Origin of the sequence: Archangium gephyra (genome assembly GCF_042230915.1) — a bacterium.
Lineage (GTDB): Bacteria > Myxococcota > Myxococcia > Myxococcales > Myxococcaceae > Archangium > Archangium gephyra_B.
Map to the genome: position 1 here is coordinate 5,391,267 of NZ_CP102578.1, position 25,731 is coordinate 5,416,997.

General features: G+C 70.4%; 11 protein-coding genes. 7 read left to right on the forward strand and 4 right to left on the reverse strand.

The window, feature by feature from the left end; translation table 11 throughout:
* Positions 1-53: 53 nt before the first annotated feature.
* Positions 54-6,278 (forward strand): DUF4215 domain-containing protein, encoded by a 6,225-nt coding sequence (locus NR798_RS21180; RefSeq protein WP_375773798.1) that lies wholly within the window; start codon positions 54-56, stop codon positions 6,276-6,278.
* Positions 6,279-6,578: 300 nt separating this feature from the next.
* Positions 6,579-13,256 (forward strand): kelch repeat-containing protein, encoded by a 6,678-nt coding sequence (locus NR798_RS21185; RefSeq protein ID WP_375773297.1) that lies wholly within the window; start codon positions 6,579-6,581, stop codon positions 13,254-13,256.
* Positions 13,257-13,340: 84 nt separating this feature from the next.
* Here the strand turns inward: NR798_RS21185 and NR798_RS21190 are convergent, their stop codons facing one another.
* Entirely contained in the window at positions 13,341-15,695 is a 2,355-nt protein-coding gene (locus NR798_RS21190) for a hypothetical protein (RefSeq protein WP_375773298.1), read from the reverse strand.
* Between the two features lie 135 nt (positions 15,696-15,830).
* Here NR798_RS21190 and NR798_RS21195 point away from each other — a divergent pair, with 135 nt between their 5' ends.
* The 4 genes from NR798_RS21195 (at position 15,831) to NR798_RS21210 (ending at position 18,875) form a co-directional block, all read left to right on the forward strand.
* Positions 15,831-16,172 carry a hypothetical protein gene (locus NR798_RS21195; RefSeq protein WP_375773299.1) on the forward strand — a complete coding sequence of 114 codons (342 nt, stop codon included), beginning with the start codon at positions 15,831-15,833 and terminating at the stop codon, positions 16,170-16,172.
* Entirely contained in the window at positions 16,169-16,855 is a 687-nt protein-coding gene (gene tmk / locus NR798_RS21200; RefSeq protein ID WP_375773300.1) for a dTMP kinase, read from the forward strand. The genes NR798_RS21195 and tmk overlap by 4 nt, the downstream gene beginning before the upstream one ends.
* 13 nt (positions 16,856-16,868) lie before the next feature.
* Positions 16,869-17,603 carry a competence/damage-inducible protein A gene (locus NR798_RS21205; RefSeq protein WP_375773301.1) on the forward strand — a complete coding sequence of 245 codons (735 nt, stop codon included), beginning with the start codon at positions 16,869-16,871 and terminating at the stop codon, positions 17,601-17,603.
* Positions 17,604-17,807: 204 nt separating this feature from the next.
* Positions 17,808-18,875 carry a cyclic nucleotide-binding domain-containing protein gene (locus NR798_RS21210; protein WP_375773302.1) on the forward strand — a complete coding sequence of 356 codons (1,068 nt, stop codon included), beginning with the start codon at positions 17,808-17,810 and terminating at the stop codon, positions 18,873-18,875.
* A gap of 26 nt (positions 18,876-18,901) precedes the next feature.
* Here the strand turns inward: NR798_RS21210 and NR798_RS21215 are convergent, their stop codons facing one another.
* Both NR798_RS21215 and NR798_RS21220 read right to left on the reverse strand, forming a co-directional pair.
* Positions 18,902-20,524, reverse strand: coding sequence for a M28 family metallopeptidase (locus tag NR798_RS21215; protein ID WP_375773303.1), 1,623 nt, complete (start codon positions 20,522-20,524; stop codon positions 18,902-18,904).
* Between the two features lie 96 nt (positions 20,525-20,620).
* The gene (locus NR798_RS21220) at positions 20,621-22,150 is read right to left on the reverse strand and encodes an amino acid permease (RefSeq protein ID WP_375773304.1); all 1,530 of its coding nucleotides are present in this window, start codon (positions 22,148-22,150) and stop codon (positions 20,621-20,623) included.
* A gap of 184 nt (positions 22,151-22,334) precedes the next feature.
* Between NR798_RS21220 and asnS the strand changes: the two genes are divergently transcribed.
* Complete coding sequence (gene asnS, locus NR798_RS21225) at positions 22,335-23,735, forward strand: asparagine--tRNA ligase (RefSeq protein WP_375773305.1); 1,401 nt, start codon at positions 22,335-22,337, stop codon at positions 23,733-23,735.
* Positions 23,736-23,974: 239 nt separating this feature from the next.
* Here the strand turns inward: asnS and NR798_RS21230 are convergent, their stop codons facing one another.
* Positions 23,975-25,729: a cupredoxin gene (locus NR798_RS21230; protein ID WP_375773306.1), complete on the reverse strand. Its 1,755-nt coding sequence runs from the start codon at positions 25,727-25,729 to the stop codon at positions 23,975-23,977.
* Positions 25,730-25,731: the final 2 nt, after the last annotated feature.

Below are 25,731 nucleotides of genomic sequence, written 5' to 3' on the forward strand. Positions count from 1 at the left end.
TCTATCACCTGAGCCGAAGCCTGCCGGTGTGGCTGGCCGTCTGCCTCGCGGCCATGAGCACGGGGTGTGAGTCCGGCACTTCCAGAGGGCAGCTGGAGCCGGAGCGGGCCCTCGAGGAGCTCTCCGCGTTGCCCCAGGCCCTGGGCACCTGCGGAAACGCCACCCTCGAGCCTGGCGAGCAGTGTGACGATGGCAACCTCATCAACGGCGATGGGTGCGCCTTCACCTGCAAGCGCGAGGAGTTGCGTGCCGAGGCGGGCGGCTCGTACACGCTGCTCCGGCGTGCGGACGGCACCGTCTGGGCGTGGGGGGCGAACGAGCAAGGCCAGCTGGGGGATGGCTCCAAGTCCAGCCGGCCCGCCGCCGCGGAGGTGTCTCCGCTGGTGGGCCTGAAGGCCGTGAGCGCTGGCTGGAGCCACTCGCTGGCGCTCCACACGGATGGGACGGTGTGGGCGTGGGGCTACAACGGCTACGGGCAGTTCGGGAATGGCACCACCGGAAGCACCACCGCGCCGGTGCGGTTGGCGGGGTTGACGGGCGTGGTGGCGGTGGACGCGGGCGGGGCGCACTCGGTGGCGGTGCTCGCGGATGGGACGGTGCGGACCATGGGCTACAACGGCTACGGCCAGCTCGGGGATGGCACCACCACCCAGCAGAACACGCCGGTGCAGCCCGCGGGCCTGACGGGGGTGAGGGCCGTGGCGGCGGGCAGCTACCACACGGTGGCGCTGCGCGCGGACGGGACGGTGTGGACGTGGGGCTCCAACTACTATGGCCAGCTGGGCGATGGCACCACCACCCAGCGCACCACTCCGGTCCAGGTGCCGGGGATGAAGGGCGTGGTGGCGGTGGCGGCCGGAGATACCCACACGGTGGTTCTGCGCTGGGACGGGACGGTGTGGGCCTGGGGCTACAACGGCTATGGCCAGTTGGGCAATGGCTCCACCGCCAGCTGGCGGACCACGCCGGTGCAGGTGTCGAGGCTGATGAACGTGGTGGCCGTGGGGGCTGGCGGCCACCACACGGTGGCGCTGCGCGCGGATGGGACGGTGTGGACGTGGGGCTACAACGGCTACGGCCAGCTGGGCGATGGCTCCATCACCTGGCGAATCACTCCGGTGCAGGTGCCAGGCCTGACGGGCGTGGTGGCGGTGACGGCGGGCCAGTACCACACCGTGGCGGTACTCGCCGACGGGACGGCGCGCGCCTGGGGCTCCAACGGCAACGGGCAGCTCGGAGATGGGACGGCGGAGCAGCGTCCCTCGCCCGCCCTGGTGCTGCTGCCCTTCGAGTGCGGCAACGGGGCGGTGGAGCCGGGGGAGCCGTGTGATGACGGCAACGCCAGCAATGGAGATGGGTGCCTGGCGCTGTGCGTGGAGCAGCCGGGAGCACCGCTGTGCGGCAACGGCGTGGTGGAGCCCGGCGAGCAGTGTGACGACGGCAACCTCGCCAACGGGGATGGGTGCGGCCTCACCTGCAAGGGCGAGGCGCTGAACGTCGCCTCGGGCAGCACGCACACCGTGCTCAGGCGCGCGGATGGCACCGTCTGGACGTGGGGATCCAACGGCTCCGGCCAGCTCGGCGATGGCACCACGTCCAGCCGGCTCGCCGCCGCGGAGGTGTCCTCCCTGGTGGGCATGAGGGCCGTGGCTTCGGGAGATGGCCACTCGCTGGCGGTGCGAGCCGCGGACGGAACGGTGTGGACGTGGGGCGCCAACGCCTCCGGGCAGCTCGGGGATGGCACCGCCACCTCGCGCACCGCGCCCGTGCAGGTGTCGGGACTGACGGGCGTGGTGGCGGTGGAAGGGGGTGCGAGCCACTCGGTGGCGGTGCTCTCGGATGGGACGGTGCGGACGTGGGGCGCCAACGGCTCCGGGCAGCTCGGGGATGGCACCACCACCCAGCGGAACACTCCGGTGCAGCCCCCGGGCCTGTCGGGAGTGAAGGCCGTGGCGGCGGGCCAGGGCCACACGGTGGCGCTGCGCGTGAACGGGACGGTGTGGACGTGGGGCGCCAACGGCTCGGGGCAGCTGGGGGACGGCACGAGCGCCTCACGCACCGCGCCGGTGCGGGTGGTGGGGCTGAAGGGCGTGGTGGCGGTGGCGGCGGGAGACGCCCACACGGTGGCGCTGCGCTGGGACGGGACGGTGTGGACGTGGGGCCACAACGCCTCCGGCCAGCTAGGCGATGGCACGGCCACTCCGCGCGCCATTCCCGTGCAGGTGCCCGGCCTGACGAGCGTGGTGGCGGTGGCGGCGGGCCAGTCGCACACGGTGGTGTTGCTCGCGGATGGGACGCTCTGGGCGTGGGGCGCCAACGCCGAGGGGCAGCTCGGGGATGGCACCACCACGCCGCGAAGCACCCCGGTGCAGGTGCCGGGCCTGTCGGGGGTGGTGGCGGTGGCGGCGGGCCAGTCGCACACGGTGGCGGTGCTCGCCGACGGGACGGCTCGAGCCTGGGGTACCAATGGTGGTGGGCAGCTCGGAGATGGAACGACGGACCCGCGTCCCTCGCCCACCCTGGTGCTGCTGCCCTTCGAGTGCGGCAACGGGGCGGTGGAGGCGGGGGAGCAGTGCGACGACGGCAACCTCGCCAACGGGGATGGGTGCTCTTCGTTGTGCCTGGAGCAGCCGGGGGCGCTCGTGTGCGGCAACGGGGTGGTGGAGTCCGGCGAGCAATGTGACGACGGCAACCTGGCCAACGGGGATGGGTGCGGCTTCAGTTGCACGAGCGAGGAGCTGCTCGTCGCGACGGGCGGCGCGCATACGGTGCTCAAGCGTGCGAATGGCACCCTGTGGACGTGGGGAGACAACGCCCACGGGCAGCTGGGAGATGGCACCACGTCCAGCCGCACGGCCGCCGCGGCGCTGTCCTCCCCGAGGGGCATGAGGGCCGTGGCCGCCGGAGAGCTCCACTCCCTGGCGGTGCGCGCCACGGACGGGACGGTGTGGACGTGGGGCCACAACGCCTCCGGCCAGCTCGGAGATGGCAGCACCACCCAGCGCACCTCGCCGGTGCAGGTGGCGGGGTTGACGGGTGTGGTGGCGGTGGACGGGGGCGTGAGCCACTCGGTGGTGGTGCTCGCGGATGGGACGGTGCGGACGTGGGGCGCCAACGGCTCCGGGCAGCTCGGGGATGGCACCACCACCCCGCGCACTTCCCCGGTGCAGCCCCCGGGCCTGTCGGGAGTGAAGGCCGTGGCGGCGGGCCAGAGCCACACGGTGGCGCTGCGCGTGAACGGGACGGTGTGGACGTGGGGCGCCAACGGCTCCGGGCAGCTGGGGGACGGCACGAGCGCCTCACGCACCGCGCCGGTGCGGGTGGTGGGGCTGAAGGGCGTGGTGGCGGTGGCGGCGGGAGACGCCCACTCGGTGGCGCTGCGCTGGGACGGGACGGTGTGGACGTGGGGCAACAACGCTTCCGGCCAGCTGGGCGATGGCACCACCACGCCGCGCGCCATTCCCGTGCAGGTGCCCGGCCTGACGGGCGTGGTGGCGGTGGCGGCGGGCCAGTCGCACTCGGTGGCGTTGCTCGCGGACGGGACGGTGTGGACGTGGGGCGCCAACGCCTCCGGGCAGCTGGGGGATGGCACCACGGCCTCGCGGAACACGCCGGTGCGGGTGCCGGGGCTGACGGGAGTGAAGGCCGTGGCGGCGGGTCAGGGTCATACGGCGGCGATCCGCGCGGACGGGACGGTGTGGACGTGGGGCGCCAACGCCTCTGGCCAGCTCGGGGATGGAACGACAACCCAGCGCCTCTCTCCGGCCCTGGTGTTGATGTCCTTCGAGTGCGGCAACGGCGTGGTGGAGCCGGGGGAGCAGTGCGATGACGGCAACCTCGCCAACGGGGATGGGTGCTCGGCGCTGTGCCGGGAGGAGTCGGGCACGGCGCTGTGCGGCAACGGCGTGGTGGATCCCGGCGAGCAGTGTGACGACGGCAACCTCGCCAATGGGGATGGGTGCGGCTTCACCTGCAAGAGCGAGGACCTGCGCGTGGAGGCGGGCAGCACGCATACGCTGTTCAGGCGCGCGGACGGCACCGTCTGGGCCTGGGGCTCCAACCCCTACGGCCAGCTGGGAGATGGCACCACGGCCGGCCGCACGGCCCCCGCGGCGGTGTCCTCCCTGGCGGACATGAGAGCCCTGGCCGCCGGAGACCTTCATTCGCTGGCGATCCGCACGGACGGGACGGTCTGGGCGTGGGGCTACAACGGCAATGGGCAGCTCGGGGATGGCACCACCACCGCGCGCCCCGCGCCCGTGCAGGTACCGGGCCTGGCGGGCGTGGTGGCGGTGGAAGCGGGCGCGAGCCACTCGGTGGCGCTGCTCGCGGATGGGACGGTGCGGACGTGGGGGGCCAACACCAACGGGCAGCTCGGGGATGGCACCACCACCCAACGCGCCTCGCCGGTGCAGCCCCCGGACCTGACGGGGGTGAGGGCCGTGGCGGCGGGCCAGAACCACACGGTGGTGCTGCGCGTGGACGGGATGGTGTGGACGTGGGGCAACAACGCCTTCGGCCAGCTGGGTGACGGCGGCACGGTCAGGCGCGTGGCTCCGGTGCAGGTGGCGGGGCTGCGAGGCGCGGTGGCGGTGGCCGCGGGCCAGAGTCACTCGGTGGCGGTGCTCTCGGACGGAACGGTGTGGACGTGGGGCTCCAACGCCTCCGGCCAGCTGGGCGATGGCACCACCACCCAGCGGACCACCCCGGTGCAGGTGGCCGGGCTGACGGAGGTGGTGGCGGTGGCATCGGGCCAGACCCACGTGGTGGCGCTGCGCGCGGACGGGACGGTGTGGGCGTGGGGCTACAACAACTACGGCCAGCTGGGCGATGGCACGACCACCCAGCGGACCACCCCGGTGCAGGTGGCGGGGCTGACGGGCGTGGTGGCGGTGACGGCGGGCCAGTACCACACGGTGGCGGTATTCGCCGACGGGACGGTGCGAGCCTGGGGCTACAACGGCAGTGGGCAGCTCGGGGATGGGACGACGACCCAGCGCTCCGTGCCGACCCTGGTGCTGCTGCCCTTCGAGTGCGGCAACGGGACGGTGGACCCGGGGGAGCAGTGCGACGACGGCAACGCCAGCAATGGGGACGGTTGCTCTTCGCTGTGCCTGGAGCAGCCGGGCGCCCCCGTGTGCGGCAACGGCGTGGTGGAGTCCGGCGAGCAGTGTGACGACGGCAACCTCGCCAACGGGGACGGGTGCGGCTTCACCTGCGGGGGCGAGGCGCTGAACGTCGCCGCGGGCAGCGCGCACACCGTGCTCCGACGCGCGGATGGCACCGTCTGGACGTGGGGAGACAACGCCAACGGGCAGCTGGGAGATGGCACCACGTCCAGCCGCACTACCGCCGCGGCGCTGTCCTCGCTGGTGGGCATGAGGGCGGTGGCTTCGGGCGATGGCCACTCGCTTTCGGTGCGGGCCGCGGACGGAACGGTGTGGACGTGGGGTGCCAACGGCTCCGGGCAGCTCGGGGATGGCACCACCACCGCGAGCACCTCCCCGGTGCAGGTGACGGGCCTGGCGAGCGTGGTGGCGGTGGAAGGAGGCGCGAGCCACTCGGTGGCGCTGCTCGCGGATGGGACGGTGCGGACGTGGGGGGCCAACACCAACGGGCAGCTGGGAGATGGCACCACCACCCCGCGCGCCTCGCCGGTACGGCCTCCGGGCCTGACGGAGGTGAAGGCCGTGGCGGCGGGCCAGAGTCACACGGTGGCGCTGCGTGTGGACGGCACGGTGTGGGCATGGGGCAACAACGGCTCCGGAAGGCTGGGCGATGGCAGCACGGCCGGGCGCCTGGCTCCGGTGCGGGTGGCGGGGCTGAAGGGAGCGGTGGCGGTGGCGGCGGGAGACGCCCACACGGTGGCGCTGCGCTGGGACGGCACTGTGTGGACGTGGGGCAACAACGCCTCCGGCCAGCTGGGCGATGGCACCACCACCCAGCGGACCACTCCGGTGCAGGTGACAGGCCTGACGGGCGTGGTGGCGGTGGCGGCGGGCCAGTCGCACACGGTGGCGTTGCGCGCGGACGGCACGGTGTGGACGTGGGGCGCCAATGCCTCCGGCCAGCTGGGCGATGGCACTCCCACCCAGCGGAACACCCCGGTGCAGGTGACAGGCCTGACGGGGGTGGCGGGTGCCGCCTGTGGCTCCACCCACTCCGTGTCGGTGCTCTCGAGCGGGACGGTGTGGACGTGGGGCGCCAACGCCTCCGGCCAGCTGGGGGACGGGACCGCCACCTCACGCTCCATCCCCGTGCAGGTGCTGGGGCTCTAACCGGCCGGAAGGCTCTCGGACATGAACAGCAAGGATCCCTCCATGCATGCTCACGTGGTGCCGTTGTCCCCGCTGTCCCTCGAAGGCGCACCCGGCGGCGCTCCTCGCCGGGCGCGGCCGCATGCCCTCCTTTGGAGGAGCCTGGCCGTGTTGTCGGTGGTGGCATTGGTGGCGTGCGGTGGAGCGCCACCGGAGGAGGCACGACCGACGGCCAGCACCACCCGCCCCGGAGTCGTACGAGCCCGCGTGGCCGGTGCACCCGAGTGGAGACCGACCGGCTCCCTGGCGCTGGGGCGCTTGTTGTTCACGGCCACGCGGCTGGGAGACGGCCGCGTGCTGGTGGCGGGCGGCTTCAATCAGACCTCGGAGCTGTACGAGCCGGCGGCGGGCACCTGGTCGCGCACGGGCGACACCCGCACCTCGCACCGCTACCACACGGCCACGCGGCTGGCGGACGGGCGGGTGCTGGTGGCGGGCGGCGAGCAGGACTGGCACCTGGGCGGCACCGCCGAGGTGTATGACCCGGCCACGGGCCAGTGGAGCCCCACCGGCGGTCTGCTCACCCCGCGCTCCCGTCATGCGGCCGTCCTGCTGCCCTCGGGCAAGGTGCTCGTGGTGGGCGGTACCGACAGCGCTGGATCCGCGCTGTCCTCGGCCGAGCTGTACGACCCAGCCACGGGCACCTGGTCTCCCACGGGCGCCATGAGCACGGAGCGGGGGGAGCTCACGGCCACGCTGCTGTCCTCGGGCAAGGTGCTGGTGGCGGGTGGCGGCCAGCGCGGCGCCCTCGGCTCGGCGGAGCTCTACGCGCCGGAGTCCGGCACCTGGACGTCCACCGGGAGCATGAACAGACCCCGCCGAGGCCATACCGCCACGCTGCTGTCCTCGGGGCAGGTGCTGGTGACGGGCAGTGACAGCCTCGACTGGGCGTCCGCGGCCTCGGCCGAGCTGTACGAGCCGGCCACGGGCGTCTGGACGGCCGCCGGGGCGATGTCCAGGCCCCGCCGGGGCCATACCGCCACGCTGCTGTCCTCGGGGCAGGTGCTCGTCGCGGGTGGCTTCCACGAGTACACCGGCATCCAGCGCGAGTCCGAGCTGTACGATGCGTCCACCGGCACCTGGAGCGCCACGGCCACGCTGAACGCGGCGCGCTACGGGCATACCGCCACGCTGCTGAGCAGCGGCGAGGTGCTGGCGGTGGGCGGGTTCAGCAACGCGGATCAGTCCTCCGCGGAGCTGTACCTCTCCGCCGAGCTGCTCCCTCCGGAGCCGGTGCCCACGCCGCTGGATGACACCCGCTTCACGCCGGTGGCGGAGGCCACGGACTTCATCCACAGCGGTCCCAACGCCATCCAGGTGGGGGTGGTGCCGGGGACGATCGAAGCCCGGCGAGCCACGGTGCTGCGCGGACAGGTGACGACGCGCGAGGGCGAGCCTCTGTCCGGCGTGACCGTCTCCATCCTCGGTGCCTCGGAGTACGGCCACACCCTCACGCGGGGGAACGGGTTGTTCGACATGGTGGTGAACGGGGGCGGGCGGGTGACGGTGCAGTACAAGAAGGCGGGCTATCTGCCGGCGCAGCGTCAGGTGGAGGCGCCCTGGGCGGACTATGCGTGGCTGCCCGAGGTGGTCCTCATCCCGTTGGACAGCGAGGTGACGCCCATCGTCCTGAGCGGGACGAGCGGCTACCAGGTGGCGCGGGGCAGCGTGACGACGGACGAGGACGGGACGCGGCAGGCCACGCTGTTGTTTCCGCCGGGGACAGAGGCCACGCTGGTGCGAGCGGATGGGAGCACGCAGCCGTTGCCGACGCTGCACGTACGGGCCACCGAGTACACGGTGGGAGACAAGGGGCCCGAGTCGATGCCGGGGGAGCTCCCCGCCGCCTCGGGCTACACCTACGCGGTGGAGCTGAGCGTGGACGAGGCGATGGACTGGTCCGACTCAACGGTCGTCCAGGAGGTCCGGTTCAACCAGCCCCTCTACCTCTACGTGGACAACTTCCTGGACTTCCCCGTGGGGGGGCTCGTGCCCGCGGGTTGGTACGACAGGCGGGCGGGGGTGTGGAAGCCCTCGGCCAATGGCCGCATCGTGAAGGTATTGGAGATCGCCGGGGGCCTGGCGGTGCTGGACGTGACGGGGGATGGCGTGGCCGACGAGGGGAGTGCCCTGACGGACCTGGGCATCACCGAGGCGGAGCGGCAGCGGCTGGTGACACTCTTCGCTCCGGGAAAGAGCTTCTGGCGCACGCCGGTCTCCCACTTCACGCCGTGGGATTACAACTGGCCGTATGGGCCGCCCCCGGGGGCGGGGCCGCCCAATGGGGGTCCGCCCGGGAAGGACGGTCCAAAGAACAAGCCTGCCTGTACGAACGGCTCCATCATCGACTGCCATAACCAGGGTCTGGGCGAGTCGCTCGGCGTGGTGGGGACGCCTCTTCGGCTGAACTACCGCAGCGACAGGGTCCCGGGGAGCCGGACCGCACACACCGTCAGGATTCCACTCAGTGGGGCCACCGTCCCTCCGGAACTCCGGCACATCCAATTGGAGATCGAGGTGGCGGGCCAGTTCTTCTCCTATCGCTTCCCGCCCGCTGCCCATCAAACCCATACCTTCGAGTGGAATGGCCGGGATGGCTACGGCCGTCTTCTTCAGGGACAGTGGCCGGTGAAGATTCGCATCGGCTACGTGTACCCGGCCGTCTACCAGCAGCCCGCGGAGTTCTACCAATCATTCGGCCGCGTCTCCGGCGTGCCGATCACCGGGGACCGCACAGTGCGGGAGCTCACGTTGTGGCAGCACCAGACCTCGATGGTGGGGGAGTGGAATGTTCCCCCGGTGAGCCTGGGCGGGTGGACGCTGGATGTGCACCATGCATACAACCCGGCGGCCCAGACGCTGTACCTGGGCCATGGCGAGCGGCGCTCCACGGGGTTGACGGAGGAAAAGCCTGTCGTCACGACGGTGGCAGGCAATGGAGCACCGGGCGCCACGGGGGATGGCGGGCCCGCCGCGCGAGCCAGCCTCTGGAACCCTCGAGATGTGGCCTTTGCTCCGGATGGGAGCATGTACATCGCGGACACGCTCAACCATCGTATCCGCCGCGTGGGACCGGATGGGCGCATCTCCACGGTGCCTGGCAGTGAGGAGCACCAGCCTCACTACGTCGAAGTGGGGCCGGATGGCAGCGTGTACGCCTCCCACACGTATCTGCACTGCATCCGCCGCATCCTCCCCAACGGCACCGCCACGACGTTCGCGGGCCAGTGCGACACGGGAGGAGGGGACTCGGGGGATGGAGGGCCCGCGGATCGGGCCCTCCTGAACCATCCCCAGGACATCGCGATGGGGCGGGATGGCAATCTCTACATCGCGGACTTCGAGAACGACCGCGTCCGGTACGTCACGCCGGAGGGCATCATCCACACCCTGGCGGGCAAGCCTGGAGCGCGGGGGTATTGTGGAGACGGAGGCCCCGCGTCCAAGGCGTGCCTCAACGGGCCCTGGGGACTGGCGATCGACCGGGATGGCAACGTCTACGTATCGGACAGCTTCAACCACCGCGTCCGCCGGATCGGCGGAGATGGGCTCATCTCCACCGTGGCCGGCACGGGAAGTGACGGCTCCTGGAGCCCCCTGGTGGGAGATGGAGGCCCCGCCACGTCGGGGCAGCTCTCCGTGCCCAAGGGGCTCGCCTTCGATGCCGGGGGCAATCTCTACATCGTGGATCACCTGACGCGGATCCGCCGCGTGAGTCCCGCTGGAACCCTGACGAGGCAGGCGGGGAGCCCGGAGGTGACGGGGTACAACGGCGAGGGCCTGCCGTCCCCGAGGGCCTTGTTCGACAGCCCTGTCGGCATCGCCGTGGGACCGGATGGGTACCTCTATGTGAGTGATGAGTGGAACTACCGCATCCGCCGGGTGGGCTCCGCTCGGCCCTGGATGGCGGGGAGCAAGGCCTGGGTGCCCTCGGAAGATGGGCGCGAGCTGTATGTCTTCAGTCATCAAGACCGCCATCTCCGGACGGTGGATGCCCTCACCCAGGGGGTGCTGTACGAGTTCGGGTATGACGCGGCGGGGCGCTTGACGTCCATCCAGGACCGGAATGGTTTGATGACGCGCATCGAGCGGGACGCCTCGGGCAGGCCCCTGGCCCTCGTGGCGCCGCATGGGCAGCGGACGCGGTTGGAGCTGGATGCGAACGGCTACCTCTCGGCCATCATCAACCCCGCCAGCGAGCGGACGGAGCTGACGCACACGCCGGAGGGGCTGCTCACCTCCCTGCGGGACGCGCGTGGGGGGCTGCACGAGTTCGTGTACGACAGCATGGGTCGGCTGACGAAGGACACCAACCCGGCAGGAGGCTTCAAGGAGCTGAGCCGCACGGCCACGGCGGATGGGTATTCGATCACGGTGCGCACGGCGCTGGGCCGGGAAACCGTCTACCGGGTGCAGAACCTCTCCACCGGTGAGGAGCGGCGCACCACCGTGGCACCTTCGGGTGAGGTGTCGGTCGAGTCGCGCAACCCCGATTCGACCACCACACGCACGGCCGCGGATGGAACGGTGGTGACGGAGGAGGCGGCGCCGGATGCGCGCTTTGGGATGCTGACACCGGTGGAGTCCTCGCGAACGGTGACGCTGCCAGGTGGGCTGACCCAGACCCTCAGCCAGAGCCGCACGGTGTTTCTCACCGAGCCCGAGGACCCGTTGAGTCTGGCCTCGATCGCCGACACCGAGACGGTGAATGGGCTCACTTCCACCCTCACGTACGAGGCGGCCACCCGCCGGCTCACCGAACAGAGCCCCATGGGGAAGCAGACCACCACCACGTACGACGAGAAGGGAAGGGTGGCGAAGGTGGAGGCGCCAGGGGTGCTGCCGGTGCAGTACAGCTTTGACGACGAGGGGCGCCTGCGGCTGCGCACCCAGGGGACGCGGAGCACCCACTTCACCTACAAGCCAGAGGGCTACGTGGACACGGTGACGGATCCGCTCTCCCTGGCGGTGGGATTCTCCTATGACCTGGCGGGAAGGGTAACGCGCCAATGGCTCCCAGGCGGCCGGCAACTGGACTTCAGCCGTGACGCGAAAGGGAACCTGACGGCCCTCACTCCACCTGGGAAGCCCACGCACCGCTTCAGCTACGGACCGGATGACATGGAGCGGGATTACGTGCCGCCTGGCCTGGCAGGAGTTTCCCGGGTGAACACCACGTCGCAGTACAACCTGGACGGCCAGCTGAAGCTGAGCAGCTACCCGGATGGAGCCACCCTCGAGGTGGAGTACGAGGATGACGCCACCCAGAAGAAGGGGCGCTTCTTGTCGGCGGTGCTGACCCCCCCTATGGGAGGACGGTATGCCCCCCGTGTCCGGCAGGCGAGCTACGACGCGGACAGTGGCTACTTGCGGACCCTGAAGGACTCACAAGGCCCGAGCGTGAGCTACAGCTACGACGGCCCCCTGGTGACCCAAACCACGTGGAGCGGAGAAGTGAGCGGGAGTGTCTCCTACGGCTACGACACTTTCTTCCGGGTGGCCTCGGTCTCGGTGAATGCCACCGAGGCCATCGCCTACACCTATGACGATGACGGGTTGTTGCAGCGAGTGGGCGGTCTGGAGCTCATCCGTGACAGCGGCAGCGGCCTGCTCACTGGCACCTCCCTGGGGGAGGTCTCCACTGCCTTGGGCTACAACGCCTACGGAGAAATGGAGACCCTCTCTGCTTCGGCTGGAGCCACGCCGCTCTACACGCTTCATCTGGTGCGGGACGGCCTGGGCCGCATTTCCGAGAAGACGGAGACGCTCCTGGGCACGACCCACACCTACGTGTACACGTATGACACGGCGGGGCGCCTGGAGACGGTCAGGAAGGATGGCACCCTCATGACCCAGGCCACCTTCGACAACGGTGCGCCTGGCAATGGCAATCGCACCTCCCTGATGCAGGCGGGCAGCACCCGGGCCGCCTCCTATGATGCGCAGGACAGGCTGCTCACCTATGGTGACACCACCTGTTTCTATGGAGCCAATGGGGATTTGCAAGCCAGGCAGGCCGGGGCGCGGACCACTGCCTACACCTATGATGCTTGGGGCAACCTCCTCTCCGTCACGCTCCCAGAGGGGACCCGTCTCGACTACCTGGTCGATGCGCGAGACCGCCGCGTAGGCAGGAAGATCAATGGAGCCTTGGTTCAGGGATTCCTCTATGACGAACAGGGGAGGATTGTCGCCGAGCTGAATGGCAGCGGCGAGGTCGTCAGCCGGTTCGTGTACGCCGTGGATGGGCACTCCCCCTACTACCTCATCAAGGGAGGTGTGACCTACCGCATCATCTCCGACCACCTTGGAAGCTCACGTCTCATCGTCAATACAGCGGACGGCTCTATTGCCCAGCGCCTCGATTATGACGAATGGGGCAATGTCCTCCATGACTCCAATCCTGGCTTCCAACCGTTCGGATTCGCCGGTGGGCTCTATGACCGGGACACGAAGTTCCTCCGCTTGGGCGCAAGGGATTATGATCCGGAGTCCGCCCAGTGGACTTCCAAGGATCCCATCCGCTTCCATGGGGGAGATAGCAATCTGTATGCCTATGTTGCCGGCGACCCTGTCAATCACATAGACCCGTCTGGTCTGGCGTCACCGCCCATCTGCAGGGGCCCCGATTGTGTCACCCCTCCTTATGATGCAAGTCCGAATGGGCCCACGCCGAGCCCCTCGACTTCCTCTCAACCGAAGCCGGGTGGTTCGTCGATATGGGATCTCATTTTCAAGAAGAAGAAGCCGCTCGAAAAACTTGAATGCAGTGCAACAATGCCAACCTACGCGACCTGTATGGGTTGCTGTCAAGCGCAGGCGATGTCTGGACGAGACACCGGAAATCCTTGCCGTGTGTCATGCATCGACACGAATTATCCTGACAATCCCTATGGTCCCTATAGTAGTAATGGACCGCCTCGAGACAAATGTCCGTAATAGAAGCCCCGGCCCGTGACGCCCTCTCCCAACGGAGAGGGCCGCGGAGCACGGAAGCCGGGACAGGCGGGCGGCCCCGTGTCCTCAGGTCTCGAAGTACTCGGTGTTCGCCGGCGCGTTCAGGTAGGGCCGCAGCGCGTCGGCGATGTCATCGGGCAACTGATCCAGCGCATGCTCGCGGAAGGTGGAGAAGTCGCCCGAGGCGAGCGCGTTCCCCAGCGAAGCTTCCGCGTAGTACGGGTCCGCGATGATGGACTCGAACGCCGCGCTCGCCCCTCCGTACTCCTGGAGGAACTCGAACGCCGCATCCCCGGTCACGCCGAAGGCGGCGAGCGTCTCGAAGATCGGGTTGGGGTTGCCGAGCTGCTGGTAGTCGCCCAGGCCGCCGGAGAAGGCGAACAGCGGCGGCTCCGTCTGGGTGAGCAGCTCGCGGATCTGCTCCGGCTCCAGGCCGAGCTCCTGCAGCCGCTCGCCGTAGCCGTTCTGGGTGTTCGTCACCAGGAGCTGCACCTCCGCATCCGACAGGCCGAGCGTCTCGTGGAGGATGTCGCGCACCTCGCCCAGGTCGAAGTCCTCCAGGCCGGGGCCGAAGTCGCCATTCAGGAGCCCGCCCACCACGCGGAGCGCCTCGCCCACGAACGTGGCCACCACGTCCACCGCCGTCCCCGCGAGGGGGATGAAGCCGGCGACGTCGCCCACCAGCGACACCACCGAGCCGGCGAGGTTGAAGATGTCGCCCGCCGAGACGCCGTCTTGCAGCGCCTGGATGTCCTGGTACGCCTGGATGGCGTCGGCGCCCAGCCCGAGGATGGGCAGGAACTTCGCGCCGAACTTCGCCACGTCGGCGGCCGCGCCGGCCTTGCCGATAGTGCTGAGGATGCCGGCCGTCAGCTCGATGCCCGCGGCGCTCGTGGTGAGGGTGTTCTTGATTGCGTCCAGGTACTCGCCCTCGGCGAGCTGGGAGGGGAGATCGTAGAGGCCGAGCCCGAAGGTGGCGATCGCCAGCGACTTGCCGAGCGGCGACTTGTCGTCCCAGGAGTTGAGCAGCTCCTGCGCCTTGTCCGGCGAGTAGGTCCCGGCGCGGATCGCCCGGATGTCGTCCATCATCTGCCGGAAGTCGCCGGGGATGTCGTGCAGCGACTGTGCCGTCTCCAGCCCGCTGACGAGCGAGGCGAACTTCTCCATCGCCGCGTCGAAGCCGCCTTCACCGGCCTCGGCGATCGCCTCCGCCTGCGCGTTGGGCACGGCCGGGGCGATGATCTCATCGGCCAGCTTTTGCTCGAACTCCGCGCCGTACTCCCCGCGCAGCGCGGTGGCGAGCCCGGCGTTCTGGTTGATGCGCCCGGCGAACAGCAGAGACTCGTCGGCGTGGTTCGGGGTGCCGGCCAGGGCCTTGTAGCTCTCGAAGAGCGCCTGCTGCGCGCCGGTGTCTCCCTGCGCCGCGAGCGTCTCGAGCTGCTCGGTGCTGGCGGCCAGCGTCTCCGAGAGCTTGTCTCCCGCCGTGCTCGCCGCGTCGCGGATCCGCGCGTTGTCCTCCCGCTCCCAGAAGGCCGCCTTGTACTCCTCGACCTCCTCGGGCGTCAGCGCGGGCCCGAGCTGGCTGAGCTCGGCGTTGAGCCGCTGCTCCACCAGGGCCAGCTCCTCCGCCTTCGCCTCGTAGTCGGCGCGGACCTCGTTGATCGCGTCCACCGAGGTGTTGAGCAGCGCGTTGCCTGCCTCGACGCGGCCGAAGCTGTTGATCAGCTTCTCCGCCACCCGGGAGGAGAGCGTCGAGCCGATGCCGTCCCCGGCGAGCTCGTCGAGCGCGTCATCGAACTGCCACAGCTGATCCGAGCCCGCGGGCACCGCCTCGGCGAGCTTCTGAGCGATCGACGTCGCCACCCGGTCCTTCCCGGCCGGACCGGCGAGGTTCATCGTCGCGTCGAGATCGCGGAGCACTTCCTCGTTGATGTCCTGATCGAGGCTGTCGTCCTTCACGCCGTTGGCGAGGTCCGTGGAGATCCGATCGATGGTGGACTGGGACGCGACGAGCAGCGCGTCGACCTTGGCGGGATCGTTCAGCTCCTCGGACTGCTCGCGGAGCTCCTCGGCGGCGGCCTCCGCACCGCCCGACGCGTAGGCCTCGTCGACGGCGCGCGCCGCGTCGACAACCTCGGGCGGGGTGGCGACCGGGCCCACGAAGCCAGGCTGGCCTGGGGCAAGGGCCGGTGCCGAGCCATCCGTCCGGGCGGTGGCGGGGGCGGGGGCGGGCGTATTCGTCCGGGCGGCGAGGGGCGTGGTGAGCGCCACGGGAGCCCGGGTGGCCGTCTCGAACGAGCTCTTGGCGCTGAACCCGCGCAGCGTGTTCGCGGCCGGCTGCGGCTTCGTCTCACGCTTCGGGGCCGGCGGGGGGGGAGGGGGAGGAGGGCGGATGTTCCGCCTGTTGGGACCGTCAATCATGGTGAACTCTCTTTTTCCCGCGGTACGACCGCCTCGCAGCTTCGGTTACACCGATTTATCGGAGAATGAGGTGTAGGTGTTGCGGCGAAGGGGCTACTCGACGCGGCCCCCCCATTCCGCTAGGTTGCCGCCCCCGTGAACGCAGAAACGCAGCAGAATCTCCGCGAGCAGCTCGAGCGCCTCCAGGAGGCGCTGTCCACCCGCCAGAGCACGCTTCTCTTCGCCCATACGGGCGTGTCCTTCGTCGTCGCCTTCATCCTCGGAGGAGCGACGGCGAAGCTCTTCTTGGACTCGGCGAGGGCGCCGCACGTGGCGTGGCTGGGCCTGGCGGCGACGCTCGGGCTGGTCGTCTACGGGGTGATGCGCTACCGGCAGGGCCGCACGGTGCTGGCGGACGAGCTGGTGCGCTTCGAGACGATGATGGAGCTGCGGCACCGGCTGGGGCTCGACGATCCCAAGGCGTTGCTGCCCCGGTGAGCCCGGCCCGCAAGCCCGCGCGCAGCGGGAGACTGATCGTGCTGGAAGGCCTGGACGGCGCTGGTACCACCACGCAGGTGGAGCGGCTGGCGTCGGCCTTGCGCGCCGAGGGCCAGCCCGTGCTCACCACGCGCGAGCCCTCGGACGGGCCGGTGGGCGTGCTCATCCGCCAGGCGCTGACGGGCCGGGTGGTGTTGCCCGGAGCGCTGCCCGGAGGCGCGGGGCCGCTGGCGCCCGAGACGCTGGCGCTGCTGTACGCGGCGGACCGGACGGATCACCTGCGGGCCAAGGTGCTGCCGGCGCTGGAGGCGGGACAGGTGGTGCTGAGCGATCGCTCGGTGCTGTCGTCGCTGGCGTACCAGGGGGCGTCGCTGCCCATGGAGTGGGTGGAGTCCATCAACGCGCACGCGGTGCCGGCGGACCTGACGCTCTTCGTCGGGGTGTCCATCGAGGTGGCGGCGCGCAGGCGGGCGGCGCGGGGCGGGCCGGAGGAGCTCTTCGACGCGGAGGAGAAGCAGCGCCGCATCTCCCGGCAGTACGAGGCGGCCATTCGTCTGAGGGGCAAGCGCGAGCACGTGGTGCGCATCGACGGGGCTCAGCCGGTGGAGGCCGTGACGGCCGAGTGTCTGGCGCACGTGCGCAAACTGCTCGGACGCAAGCCCGGGCGCGCGGCGGAGAGGTAGAGTCCCCGGCCCCATGGAGCCCACCGGCGCGGCGGCGGTCATCATCGGCAACGAGGTCCTCACGGCGAAGGTGGTGGATGCCAATGGCCCCCACCTCATCAAGCGCCTGCGCGAGGTGGGCATTCCCCTGCGCACGCTGGAGCTCGTCCCGGACGAGGTGGACATCATCGTCGAGGCGGTGGCGCGGGCGCGGCTGCGCGCGAAGTACGTCTTCACCAGCGGGGGCATCGGTCCCACGCACGATGACGTGACGGTGCGGGCGGTGGCGCTGGCCATGGGGCGCAAGGTGGTGCGGCTGCCGGAGATGGTGGCGCTCATCCGCGAGAAGGCGGTGGACGCGCCCACGGCCGAGGCGATGCGCCTGGCCGACGCGCCCGAGGGCGCGGTGCTGCTGCCCCAGCCCGGGAGCTGGTACCCGGTGCTGACGGTGGGGGACGTGTTCATGCTGCCCGGGGTGCCGCAGCTCTTCCGCACGCAGCTGGAGGCGGTGCTGGCGCGGCTGAGCGGGACGCCGGTGCACCTGCGCGTGCTCTACCTCAACCTGGGGGAGAGCGCGGTGGCGGCGGTGCTGGACCGGGTGGCGCTGGACATGCCGCACGTGGCCATCGGCTCCTACCCCATGTTCGACCGCTCGCTGGACTACTCGGTGAAGGTGACGGTGGAGAGCGTGGAGAAGGACGCCGTGGAGGTGGCCGTGGCCCGCCTCCAGACGGGGCTGCCCTCGGGCTCGGTGGTCCGCACGGAATAGTCCAGTGTGAAGGACTTCTCCGGGAACGTGTGAAGCCCCTCACAGACACGGAGGCCGGGGACGCGCACTCTGGGTGGTGATGGCCCCAGTGCTTCGGAACTCCGGACTGGCGTGCCGTCATCAGAGGGGGGAAAAATGTCCGACACGTTGCGTCAGCATGGGGGGGCGGCTCTCCAGGCCGCCTCCAGGCAAGCAGAGGAAGCGATGCTCGCGGACTACGAACAACTGGCGGAGCTCTGGGCCCGGCAGGGCTTGCTGGTGCGAGCCATCGCCTTGTGCAAGGTGATCCTCCGGTTGGATCCGGCGCATGAGCCGGCGCGGCGGCTACTGGCGGAGCTCGATGCCCGGCGGCTGGATCCGCACGCGCCTCCGGGGCCTGCGGTGCCGAGGCCCCAGGCCCTGGACTCCGCCGCGGCGGTGGGTCCGGTGGGGGAGGGGCAGACCCGCGCCTCGCTGCTCTCGCGGGTGGGCACGCGGGAGCTGTTGTCGATGATGGAGACGCTGCAGCCGCGGGTCTTCCAGCCAGGGGAGAGCATCGTCGAGGAGGGGCAGCCGGGCAGCTCCATGTTCGCCATCGTCGAGGGGAGCGTGGAGGTGGTGCGGACGCTCAAGTCGGGGCGGCGGCGCACGGTGGCCTTCATGGGCGAGGGTGAGTTCTTCGGGGAGATGTCGCTGCTGGCCGGCACCCCGCGCTTCGCGACCGTCAGGGCCTTCGAGCGCACGGCGGTGTTGGAGCTGACGCGGGAGCAACTGGAGCTGCTCCTGCAGCGGCATCCCTCGGTGGAGGACGTGCTGCAGGGCTTCCACCGCGAGCGCCTGCTGGAGGACGTGCTGCGCGGCAACCCGCTCTTCCGCACCCTCACGCCCTCGCAGCGGGAGGCCCTGGCCCGGGACTTCCAGATCTGCAGCCGGCCGGCGGGGGCGCTGCTGATCGAGCAGGGGAAGGAAGTGGATGCCCTCTACCTGCTGCTGCGGGGGCGGTGCCAGGTGCTGCACCGTCACCCGGACGGGAGCCAGGTCCCCCTGCGCACGCTGGGGGAGGGGGACATGTTCGGGGAGATCGCCCTGATGCTCGGCCTGGCGGCCACGGCCACCGTGAGCGCGGAGACGCCCTGCATCCTGCTGCGGCTGGACTGGGGGAGCTGCGAGCGGCATCTCCTGTCCGATCCCGGCGTGTGCGAGGCGCTCTCGCGGCTGGGCAATGAGCGCCTGCTGAGCAGCGCCGGGCTGTACTGGGAGGCCCCGCTGCCGCCGGGGACCCCGCGGGCCTGAGGACCTGAGGCGTCCCGGCCGCCGCGTCAGGGAATCGGCCGCGCGGTGGCGGGCGCCTCGGGCTGCTCGAAGCGCCGGAAGAAGCTGTCCTGGTTCCAGCGCGGGCGCTCGGGCGCGTTGGCCACCCGCTGCGTGAGATCGGCCAACAGGCTCACGAAGCGGATGGCCCCCTCGCGGTTCACGGGCTGGGTCAGGTCATCGGCCGGCCCGTGGTAGCGCTGCTGGGTCCACTCCTTGAACAGGCGCTCCTCTTTCGAGCCCTTGCGGTAGCCGAACCGGAAGGACAGCGCCGGCACGCCCTTGCGGATGAAGCTGTACTGATCGCTGCGGATGAAGGCGTTCGCCTCGGGGTCGGGGTCGCGCATCACCTCGACACCCAGGCGTGAGGCGGTGGCCTCGAGCGGCGTGGCCAGCGAGGACTCCTCCATTCCGTAGACCACCAGGCGCTGGAGGGGAGTCAGCGGCAGGAACATGTCCAGGTTGAGGTCGGCCACCAGCCGGCCGCTGCCCTCGGGGGGACGCTCGGAGAACCAGCGCGAGCCCAGCAGCCCCTTCTCCTCGCCCGTCACGGCCACGAAGATCACCGTGCGGCGCGGTTGCACCTTCTTCTCCTGGAATTGCCGCGCCAGCTCCAGCAGCGCGGCCACGCCGGTGGCGTTGTCCATGACCCCGTTGTAGACGCGGTCCCCGTCCCCGTTGCGCACTCCCAGATGATCCAGGTGCGCCGAGAGCACCACGGTCTCACCGGCCAGCTTCGGATCGCCGCCCGGCAGGCGCCCCACCACGTTGACGGAGGTGAGCCGCGACCTCTCCAGCGCCACCTCACCGCGCATCGTCACGGGGAGGGGAAAGTGAGGCATGGGCTTGCCCGCGTCCGCCAGGGCCAGGAGCTCCTCGAGGCTGTGGCCGCTGCCCGCCAGCACCTTGTGGGCGGCCGCCGGGTTGAGGATGCTGAACAGCGGGACGTCTCCGAGATCCTGCAGCCCGGGCTCGTCGAGCATCATCACGGGCTGCTGCTTGCTCTCCACCACGCGCTCCCAGGGGACCTCCAGGGTGCGGGGATTGGGCAGCGCCACCACCCCCGCCACACCCGCGCGGGCATACGCCCTGGCGAGCTCCGCGGGGGTGCTGTAGTGGGCGGCCAGGTTGGCCGGTACGCCCCGCGGAATGCCGCCGACCACGATGACGATGATCTTGCCCTGGAGATCCTGGCCGGCCAGGTCGTCGTGTCCGGCCTCGGGGATGCTCAGGCCGTACCCGGCGAAGACGAGCCCGGCGTCCACGGCCCCGGAGCGGCTCGTGAAGGGGCTGAGGACCAGCTCCTGGTCGAGCACGAGCGGCTCCTCCTTGCCGTCGCGCACCAGGGCCATCCGGCTGCGCTCCTTCACCACCTGCCGGGAGACCAGGGGCACTTCCTGGAGGAAGCCCTGGCCCGCGCCGGGCTGGAGCCCCGCCCCGGCCAGCTGCGCCGCGACATACTCGGTGGCGCGGCGGTGGCCCGCGCTGCCCGTGTCGCGCCCCTCCATGCCGTCATGGGCGAGCACCTCGACGTGCGACCACCATCGTTGCGCGGCGGAGGGGGGCGCCTTGGCGAAGGCGAGCGAGGGAAGCAGCAGGAGGAGCCAGGAGCAGGTTCGCGGCAGGGACATGGCGCGGGAGGGGGCTACACGGAGTGCATCCATCGTGCAAGCGTACGCACGAGTCCCGGGAACATTGCGCACGGGCCCCGCCCGGTCTCCGCGAGCCTAGCTGCCGGTGCCCGGCGGGGCGTTGCCGTCCAGGCTCACGGGCGGCGTGCCACGCCGGAGCACGGAGTTGCGGTAGCCGTAGGCGAAGTAGAGGACGAGGCCGATGGCGAGCCAGATGCCGAAGCGCTTCCAGGCGTGCACGGGGAGGCCCTGCATGACGAAGAGGCAGGCGGCGGCGCCGGCCAGGGACACCGGCCACACGAAGGGCACCTTGAAGGGCCGGGGGCGGTGCGGATCCTTCAGGCGCAGCACGGGGACGCCCAGGCACACCAGCATGAAGGCGGACAGCGTGCCGATGTTGGTCAGGTCGTAGGTGGCGGCGTCATCGGCCACCAGCGAGCCGAGCGCCACCAGCACCCCCGTGGCGAGCGTGGTGATGTGGGGCGTGCGGTACTTGGGGTGGAGCTTCGCCGCCCAGGGGGGCAGCAGCCCGTCACGTGCCATGGCGTAGAAGATGCGCGGCTGGCCGTACTGGAAGACGAGCAGCACCGCGGCCATGGAGACGACGGCGCCCAGGGAGATGAGCCAGCTGAACTGCGTCAGCCCGGCCACGTTGAAGGCGTGGGCCAGCGGGTCCGAGGACTTGAGCTGCTGGTAGGGGATGAGGCCCGTCGCGACCGCTCCGACGATGACGTAGATGATGGTGCACACAGCCAGGCCGATGAGGATGCCGCGCGGCATGGTGCGCTGGGGATTCACCGTCTCCTCGGCGGCGGTGGAGATGGCGTCGAAGCCGATGTAGGCGAAGAACACGATGGCCGCCGCCTGGTGGATGCCGGGGAAGCCGTTGGGCGCGAAGGGCGTGTAGTTGGCCGGGTTGATGTGCATGGCACCCACCCCGATGAAGACGGCGAGCACCAGCAGCTTCACCACCACCATGATGTTGTTGACCCGGGTGCTCTCCTTCACCCCGATGACCAGCAGCCAGGTGATGGCCATCACGATGAGGAAGGCCGGCAGGTTGACCAGCACGGGGATGCCCAGCACCCGGGGGGCGGTGTCCAGCAGGCCGCGGATGGCGGGGTCGGAGCTCGCGTGCACGTTGTAGTAGCCGTGCGTGAGCCAGTCGGGGATGTGCACCCAGGGGGAGATGAGCGAGTTGAAGTACCCCGCCCAGGCGATGGCCACCGCCACGTTGCCCACCGCGTACTCGAGGATGAGATCCCACCCGATGATCCACGCGATCAGCTCTCCGAGCGTCGCGTAGGAGTAGGCGTAGGCGCTGCCGGCCTGGGGGATCATCGAGGCCAGCTCGGCGTAGCAGAGCGCCGCCAGGGCACACACCGCTCCGAGCAGCAGGAAGGACAGCACCAGGGCGGGGCCGGCGCCGTAGCGGACCACCTCTCCGGTGGGCAGCGTCTCGCCCGCGGCCGCGGTGCCGAGCGTGGAGAAGATGCCGGCGCCGATGACCGCGCCGATGGAGAGCATGACCAGATCGCCGGTGCCGAGCGCGCGCTTCAGGCCGCCGGAGGCCTCGGTGTCGTGGAGGAGGTCGGCGATCGGCTTGCGTTGGAAGAGGGAACGCATAGGGGAGAGGCCGATTAGCACGATCCCACCCGCCGGGTCTTCCCTTGTGCGTGCCGCGATGCGTTGGCTTCCCCGCCTGGAGGGGGGGAGAAGTCACCGGAGGGTGCTCATGGGACTTGTCCTCTGGCCAGGGTGCGGCTAACTCCGCGTTCCGCGAGACTTTTTCGGAGGAAGGACGGCAGTCATGCAGGTCGTCAGTGTGAAGAAGGCGCTGGATGGTTCGATCGCACCGGACTCGAAGGTCGAGGTGCGCGGCTGGGTGCGCACCCGTCGTGACTCGAAGGCGGGCATCAGCTTCGTCAACGTCACCGATGGCTCGACGTTCGATCCCATCCAGGTGGTCGCGCCCAATACGCTGCCCAACTACGAGAAGGAGGTGCTGCACCTGACCGCGGGCAGCTCCGTGGTGTGCCGGGGCACGCTCGTGAAGTCGCAGGGCAAGGGCCAGTCGTTCGAGGTGCAGGCCGAGGAGGTGAAGGTGCTCGGCTTCGTGGACGACCCGGACACCTACCCCATCCAGCCCAAGCAGCACACGCTGGAGTTCCTGCGCGAGGTGGCCCACCTGCGGCCGCGCACCAACACGTTCGGCGCCATCACCCGCGTGCGCCACGTGGCGGCGCAGGCCGTCCACCGCTTCTTCCACGAGGAGGGCTTCTTCTGGGTGAACACGCCGATCATCACCGCCAGCGACGCCGAGGGCGCCGGGCAGATGTTCCGCGTGTCCACGCTGGACGCGATGAACCCGCCGCGCACGGACGCGGGGAAGATCGACTGGGGCAAGGACTTCTTCGGCAAGGAGGCCTACCTCACCGTCTCCGGCCAGCTCAACGTGGAGGCGTACTGCCTGGCGCTCTCGAAGGTGTACACCTTCGGTCCCACGTTCCGCGCGGAGAACTCGAACACCACCCGGCACCTGGCCGAGTTCTGGATGATCGAGCCGGAGATCGCCTTCGCGGACCTCAACGAGGACGCCAACCTGGCCGAGCGCTTCCTCAAGTACGTCTTCAAGGCGGTGCTGGCCGAGTGCGGCCCCGACATGAAGTTCTTCGAGGAGCGCCAGCAGAAGGGCGTCATCGAGCGGATGGAGAAGTTCATCAACTCGAGCTTCGAGCGGATTGATTACACGGACGCGATCGAGATTCTCAAGAAGGCGAAGAAGAAGTTCGACTACGCGCCGGAGTGGGGGAACGATCTGCAGACGGAGCACGAGCGCTACCTGACGGAGGAGCACGTGGGCCGGCCGGTGGTGGTGATGAACTACCCGGAGAAGATCAAGGCGTTCTACATGCGCCTGAACGAGGACGGGCGCACGGTGGCGGCGATGGACGTGCTGGCGCCGGGAATCGGGGAGATCATCGGCGGCAGCCAGCGCGAGGAGCGGCTGGACATGCTGGACAAGCGCATGGTGCAGTTCGGCCTCAAGCCCGAGCACTACCAGTGGTACCGGGACCTGAGGCGCTACGGCACGGTGCCGCACGCGGGCTTCGGACTCGGGTTCGAGCGGCTGATCGTCTACATGTGCGGCCTGCAGAACATCCGCGACGCCATCCCGTACCCGCGCGTGCCGGGCTCGGCGCAGTTCTGAGCGGCCGTTCGCCCCACACCCAGCATCCCCATCCAGAATCCCTCCTCAGCATCCCTCCCTCTCCCCTCGGGAGAGGGTCGGGGTGAGGGTGCCCGAGCCCGTGCTTCAACCCGTGGCCCGCGCTGTGGACAGGAGGTTCAACCCGAGTTCACCCGACACCCTCACCCCGTCCCTCTCCCGGGGGGCGAGGGGAAATGGCCACGGCCAGTGCATGTTCCCACGGGCGAACCTTCGCGGATTCAGCGTCCGGGCAGTGGCGCGAGGTTCGGCTGGGGCGCGCCGAACACGCGCCAGGTGAACTGCTCACCGCCCGCGGAGTGGTTGGGCATGTGGCAGTGGACGATGAAGTCCCCAGCCTCCGTGGGAAAGTCTCCCGTCCCCGCGGTGGTGAGGGTGAGGCCACTCCCCGGGCTCAGCAAATGGGGCGCCTCGAAAGGAGAAGCGGGGGCCTGTCTCGCCCGCTCACCCCGGCGCCACCCGTGCAGGTGGTGCACGTGGAACTCCGCGCTCCCCGCGTGCACCACGCGCAGCTTGATGGGCTCGCCCAGGTACGAGCGGAGCTGCAGCGGCGCCGCCACCCGCTTGGGTGCCGCGGGGCGTTCGTCCTCGTCCTCGTGGGACTCCTCGCGCTCGAAGTAGGGCTGGCTGCGGTAGTTGATGCCGAAGGCGCCGGGCCGGAAGGGGCCCGCCATCTCGTCCTGCAAGGGCAGGGGCTTGCCTCGGGCGGAGCGCACGTCCGCCACCTCCGGCGGGCCCATGGCGTGGTACACGAGCGCCATCTCCCGGAAGTCCTGGCCCGTGGGCACGTCGATGAGCGCCTCCCAGCCACTGCCGTCGCGCAGCGGCTCGCCCGTCGCGGTGCTGCGGTACACGGAGCCCACCGGCTCAACCAGCAGGGCCCCGAAGAGCCCTCGCGCCTCCCGCTCGCCACCGTCCCCCGAGTCGTGCAGGAGGTAGGCGCCCTCCGCCTCCGGCGTCTCCGGCAGCGACAGGACGTACGTGAGGCTCTGTCCGGGTGCGACGGACGTACCGGGGACGAAGCCTCCCTCCTGGCCAGCGCCCCTCACGGTGGCGCGCAGGCCCTCGATGCGCAGGGCCGCGGGCTCCGTGGCCAGCCGGTTGGTGAAGCGGAGCACGAGGCACTCACCGGCATTGGCGCGCAGCACCAGCGGCTCGGGCACGTGCTTCCGCTCCTGGAGCGCCGGCAGGTGCTCCTCGAGGACGTACATGAGCCCCCGGGGAACATGGTCCCCGTGTTGATTGAGCGGGATGTCCACGGAGGTGGCCGCCACCGCGTACGTCCTCACGCGGGCCCCGGGAGCACAGCCGCCCTCGCTCTCGGAGAGGCCAGACACGCCAGGCGCGGGGCGCCGTCCATCCGACTTCCAGGCACAGGCGGCTCCCAACATGACCAGCAGCGCGAGCGGTGACGCGACGGCACGCGCGCCGGACACGGCGGGCCTCGAGCGGCGGCGCAGCAGCAGCAGCGCCAGGGGGAAGACGGGCACCTGGAGCACCAGCGCATCCCGCACTCCGGCCCACGCGGCCTCCGTCAGCGAGGGCTCCTCGGGAGTGGCGGAGACGTCCGGAGCGACCGCCGCGCAGAGGAAGCGGCCCTCGTCCCCCACGTCCTGGGCCGTCGCGGACACGGGCTGGCCCTCGGGCGCCGCCGGAGGGGGCGTGCGCGCGAGCTGGCTCTGGAGGAGGCCACGGCCGGTGGCCACGGGCACCAGCAGCAGCAGGAAGCACAAGGACAGCGTGGCGGCCGACTCCACCGTCGTCCTGGCCTGGCCTCCGCGCCGGGCGAGCCAGTGCGCGCAGCCCACCGCCGCCAGCCCCACGGGCAACAGGAGCGCCGCGTCCCAGGCGAGCCGGGAGAGCAACGCCTCCGCGCGTGGGCCGAAGCCTCCCGACAGAAGCCACAGCAGTCCCACCTCCCAGCCCATCAGGCCGAGCGTGAGGAGGACGGCGAGCCCCCAGCCTTTGCGTGCCATGC

Excerpts from the sequence above, each read along its gene's own strand:
- NR798_RS21180 (WP_375773798.1), top strand. The coding sequence starts at position 54 with ATGAGCACGGGGTGTGAGTCCGGCACTTCCAGAGGGCAGCTGGAGCCG.
- NR798_RS21190 (WP_375773298.1), bottom strand. The coding sequence starts at position 15,695 with ATGATTGACGGTCCCAACAGGCGGAACATCCGCCCTCCTCCCCCTCCC.
- NR798_RS21205 (WP_375773301.1), top strand. The coding sequence starts at position 16,869 with ATGGAGCCCACCGGCGCGGCGGCGGTCATCATCGGCAACGAGGTCCTC.
- NR798_RS21210 (WP_375773302.1), top strand. The coding sequence starts at position 17,808 with ATGCTCGCGGACTACGAACAACTGGCGGAGCTCTGGGCCCGGCAGGGC.
- NR798_RS21215 (WP_375773303.1), bottom strand. The coding sequence starts at position 20,524 with ATGTCCCTGCCGCGAACCTGCTCCTGGCTCCTCCTGCTGCTTCCCTCG.
- NR798_RS21220 (WP_375773304.1), bottom strand. The coding sequence starts at position 22,150 with ATGCGTTCCCTCTTCCAACGCAAGCCGATCGCCGACCTCCTCCACGAC.
- asnS (WP_375773305.1), top strand. The coding sequence starts at position 22,335 with ATGCAGGTCGTCAGTGTGAAGAAGGCGCTGGATGGTTCGATCGCACCG.
- NR798_RS21230 (WP_375773306.1), bottom strand. The coding sequence starts at position 25,729 with ATGGCACGCAAAGGCTGGGGGCTCGCCGTCCTCCTCACGCTCGGCCTG.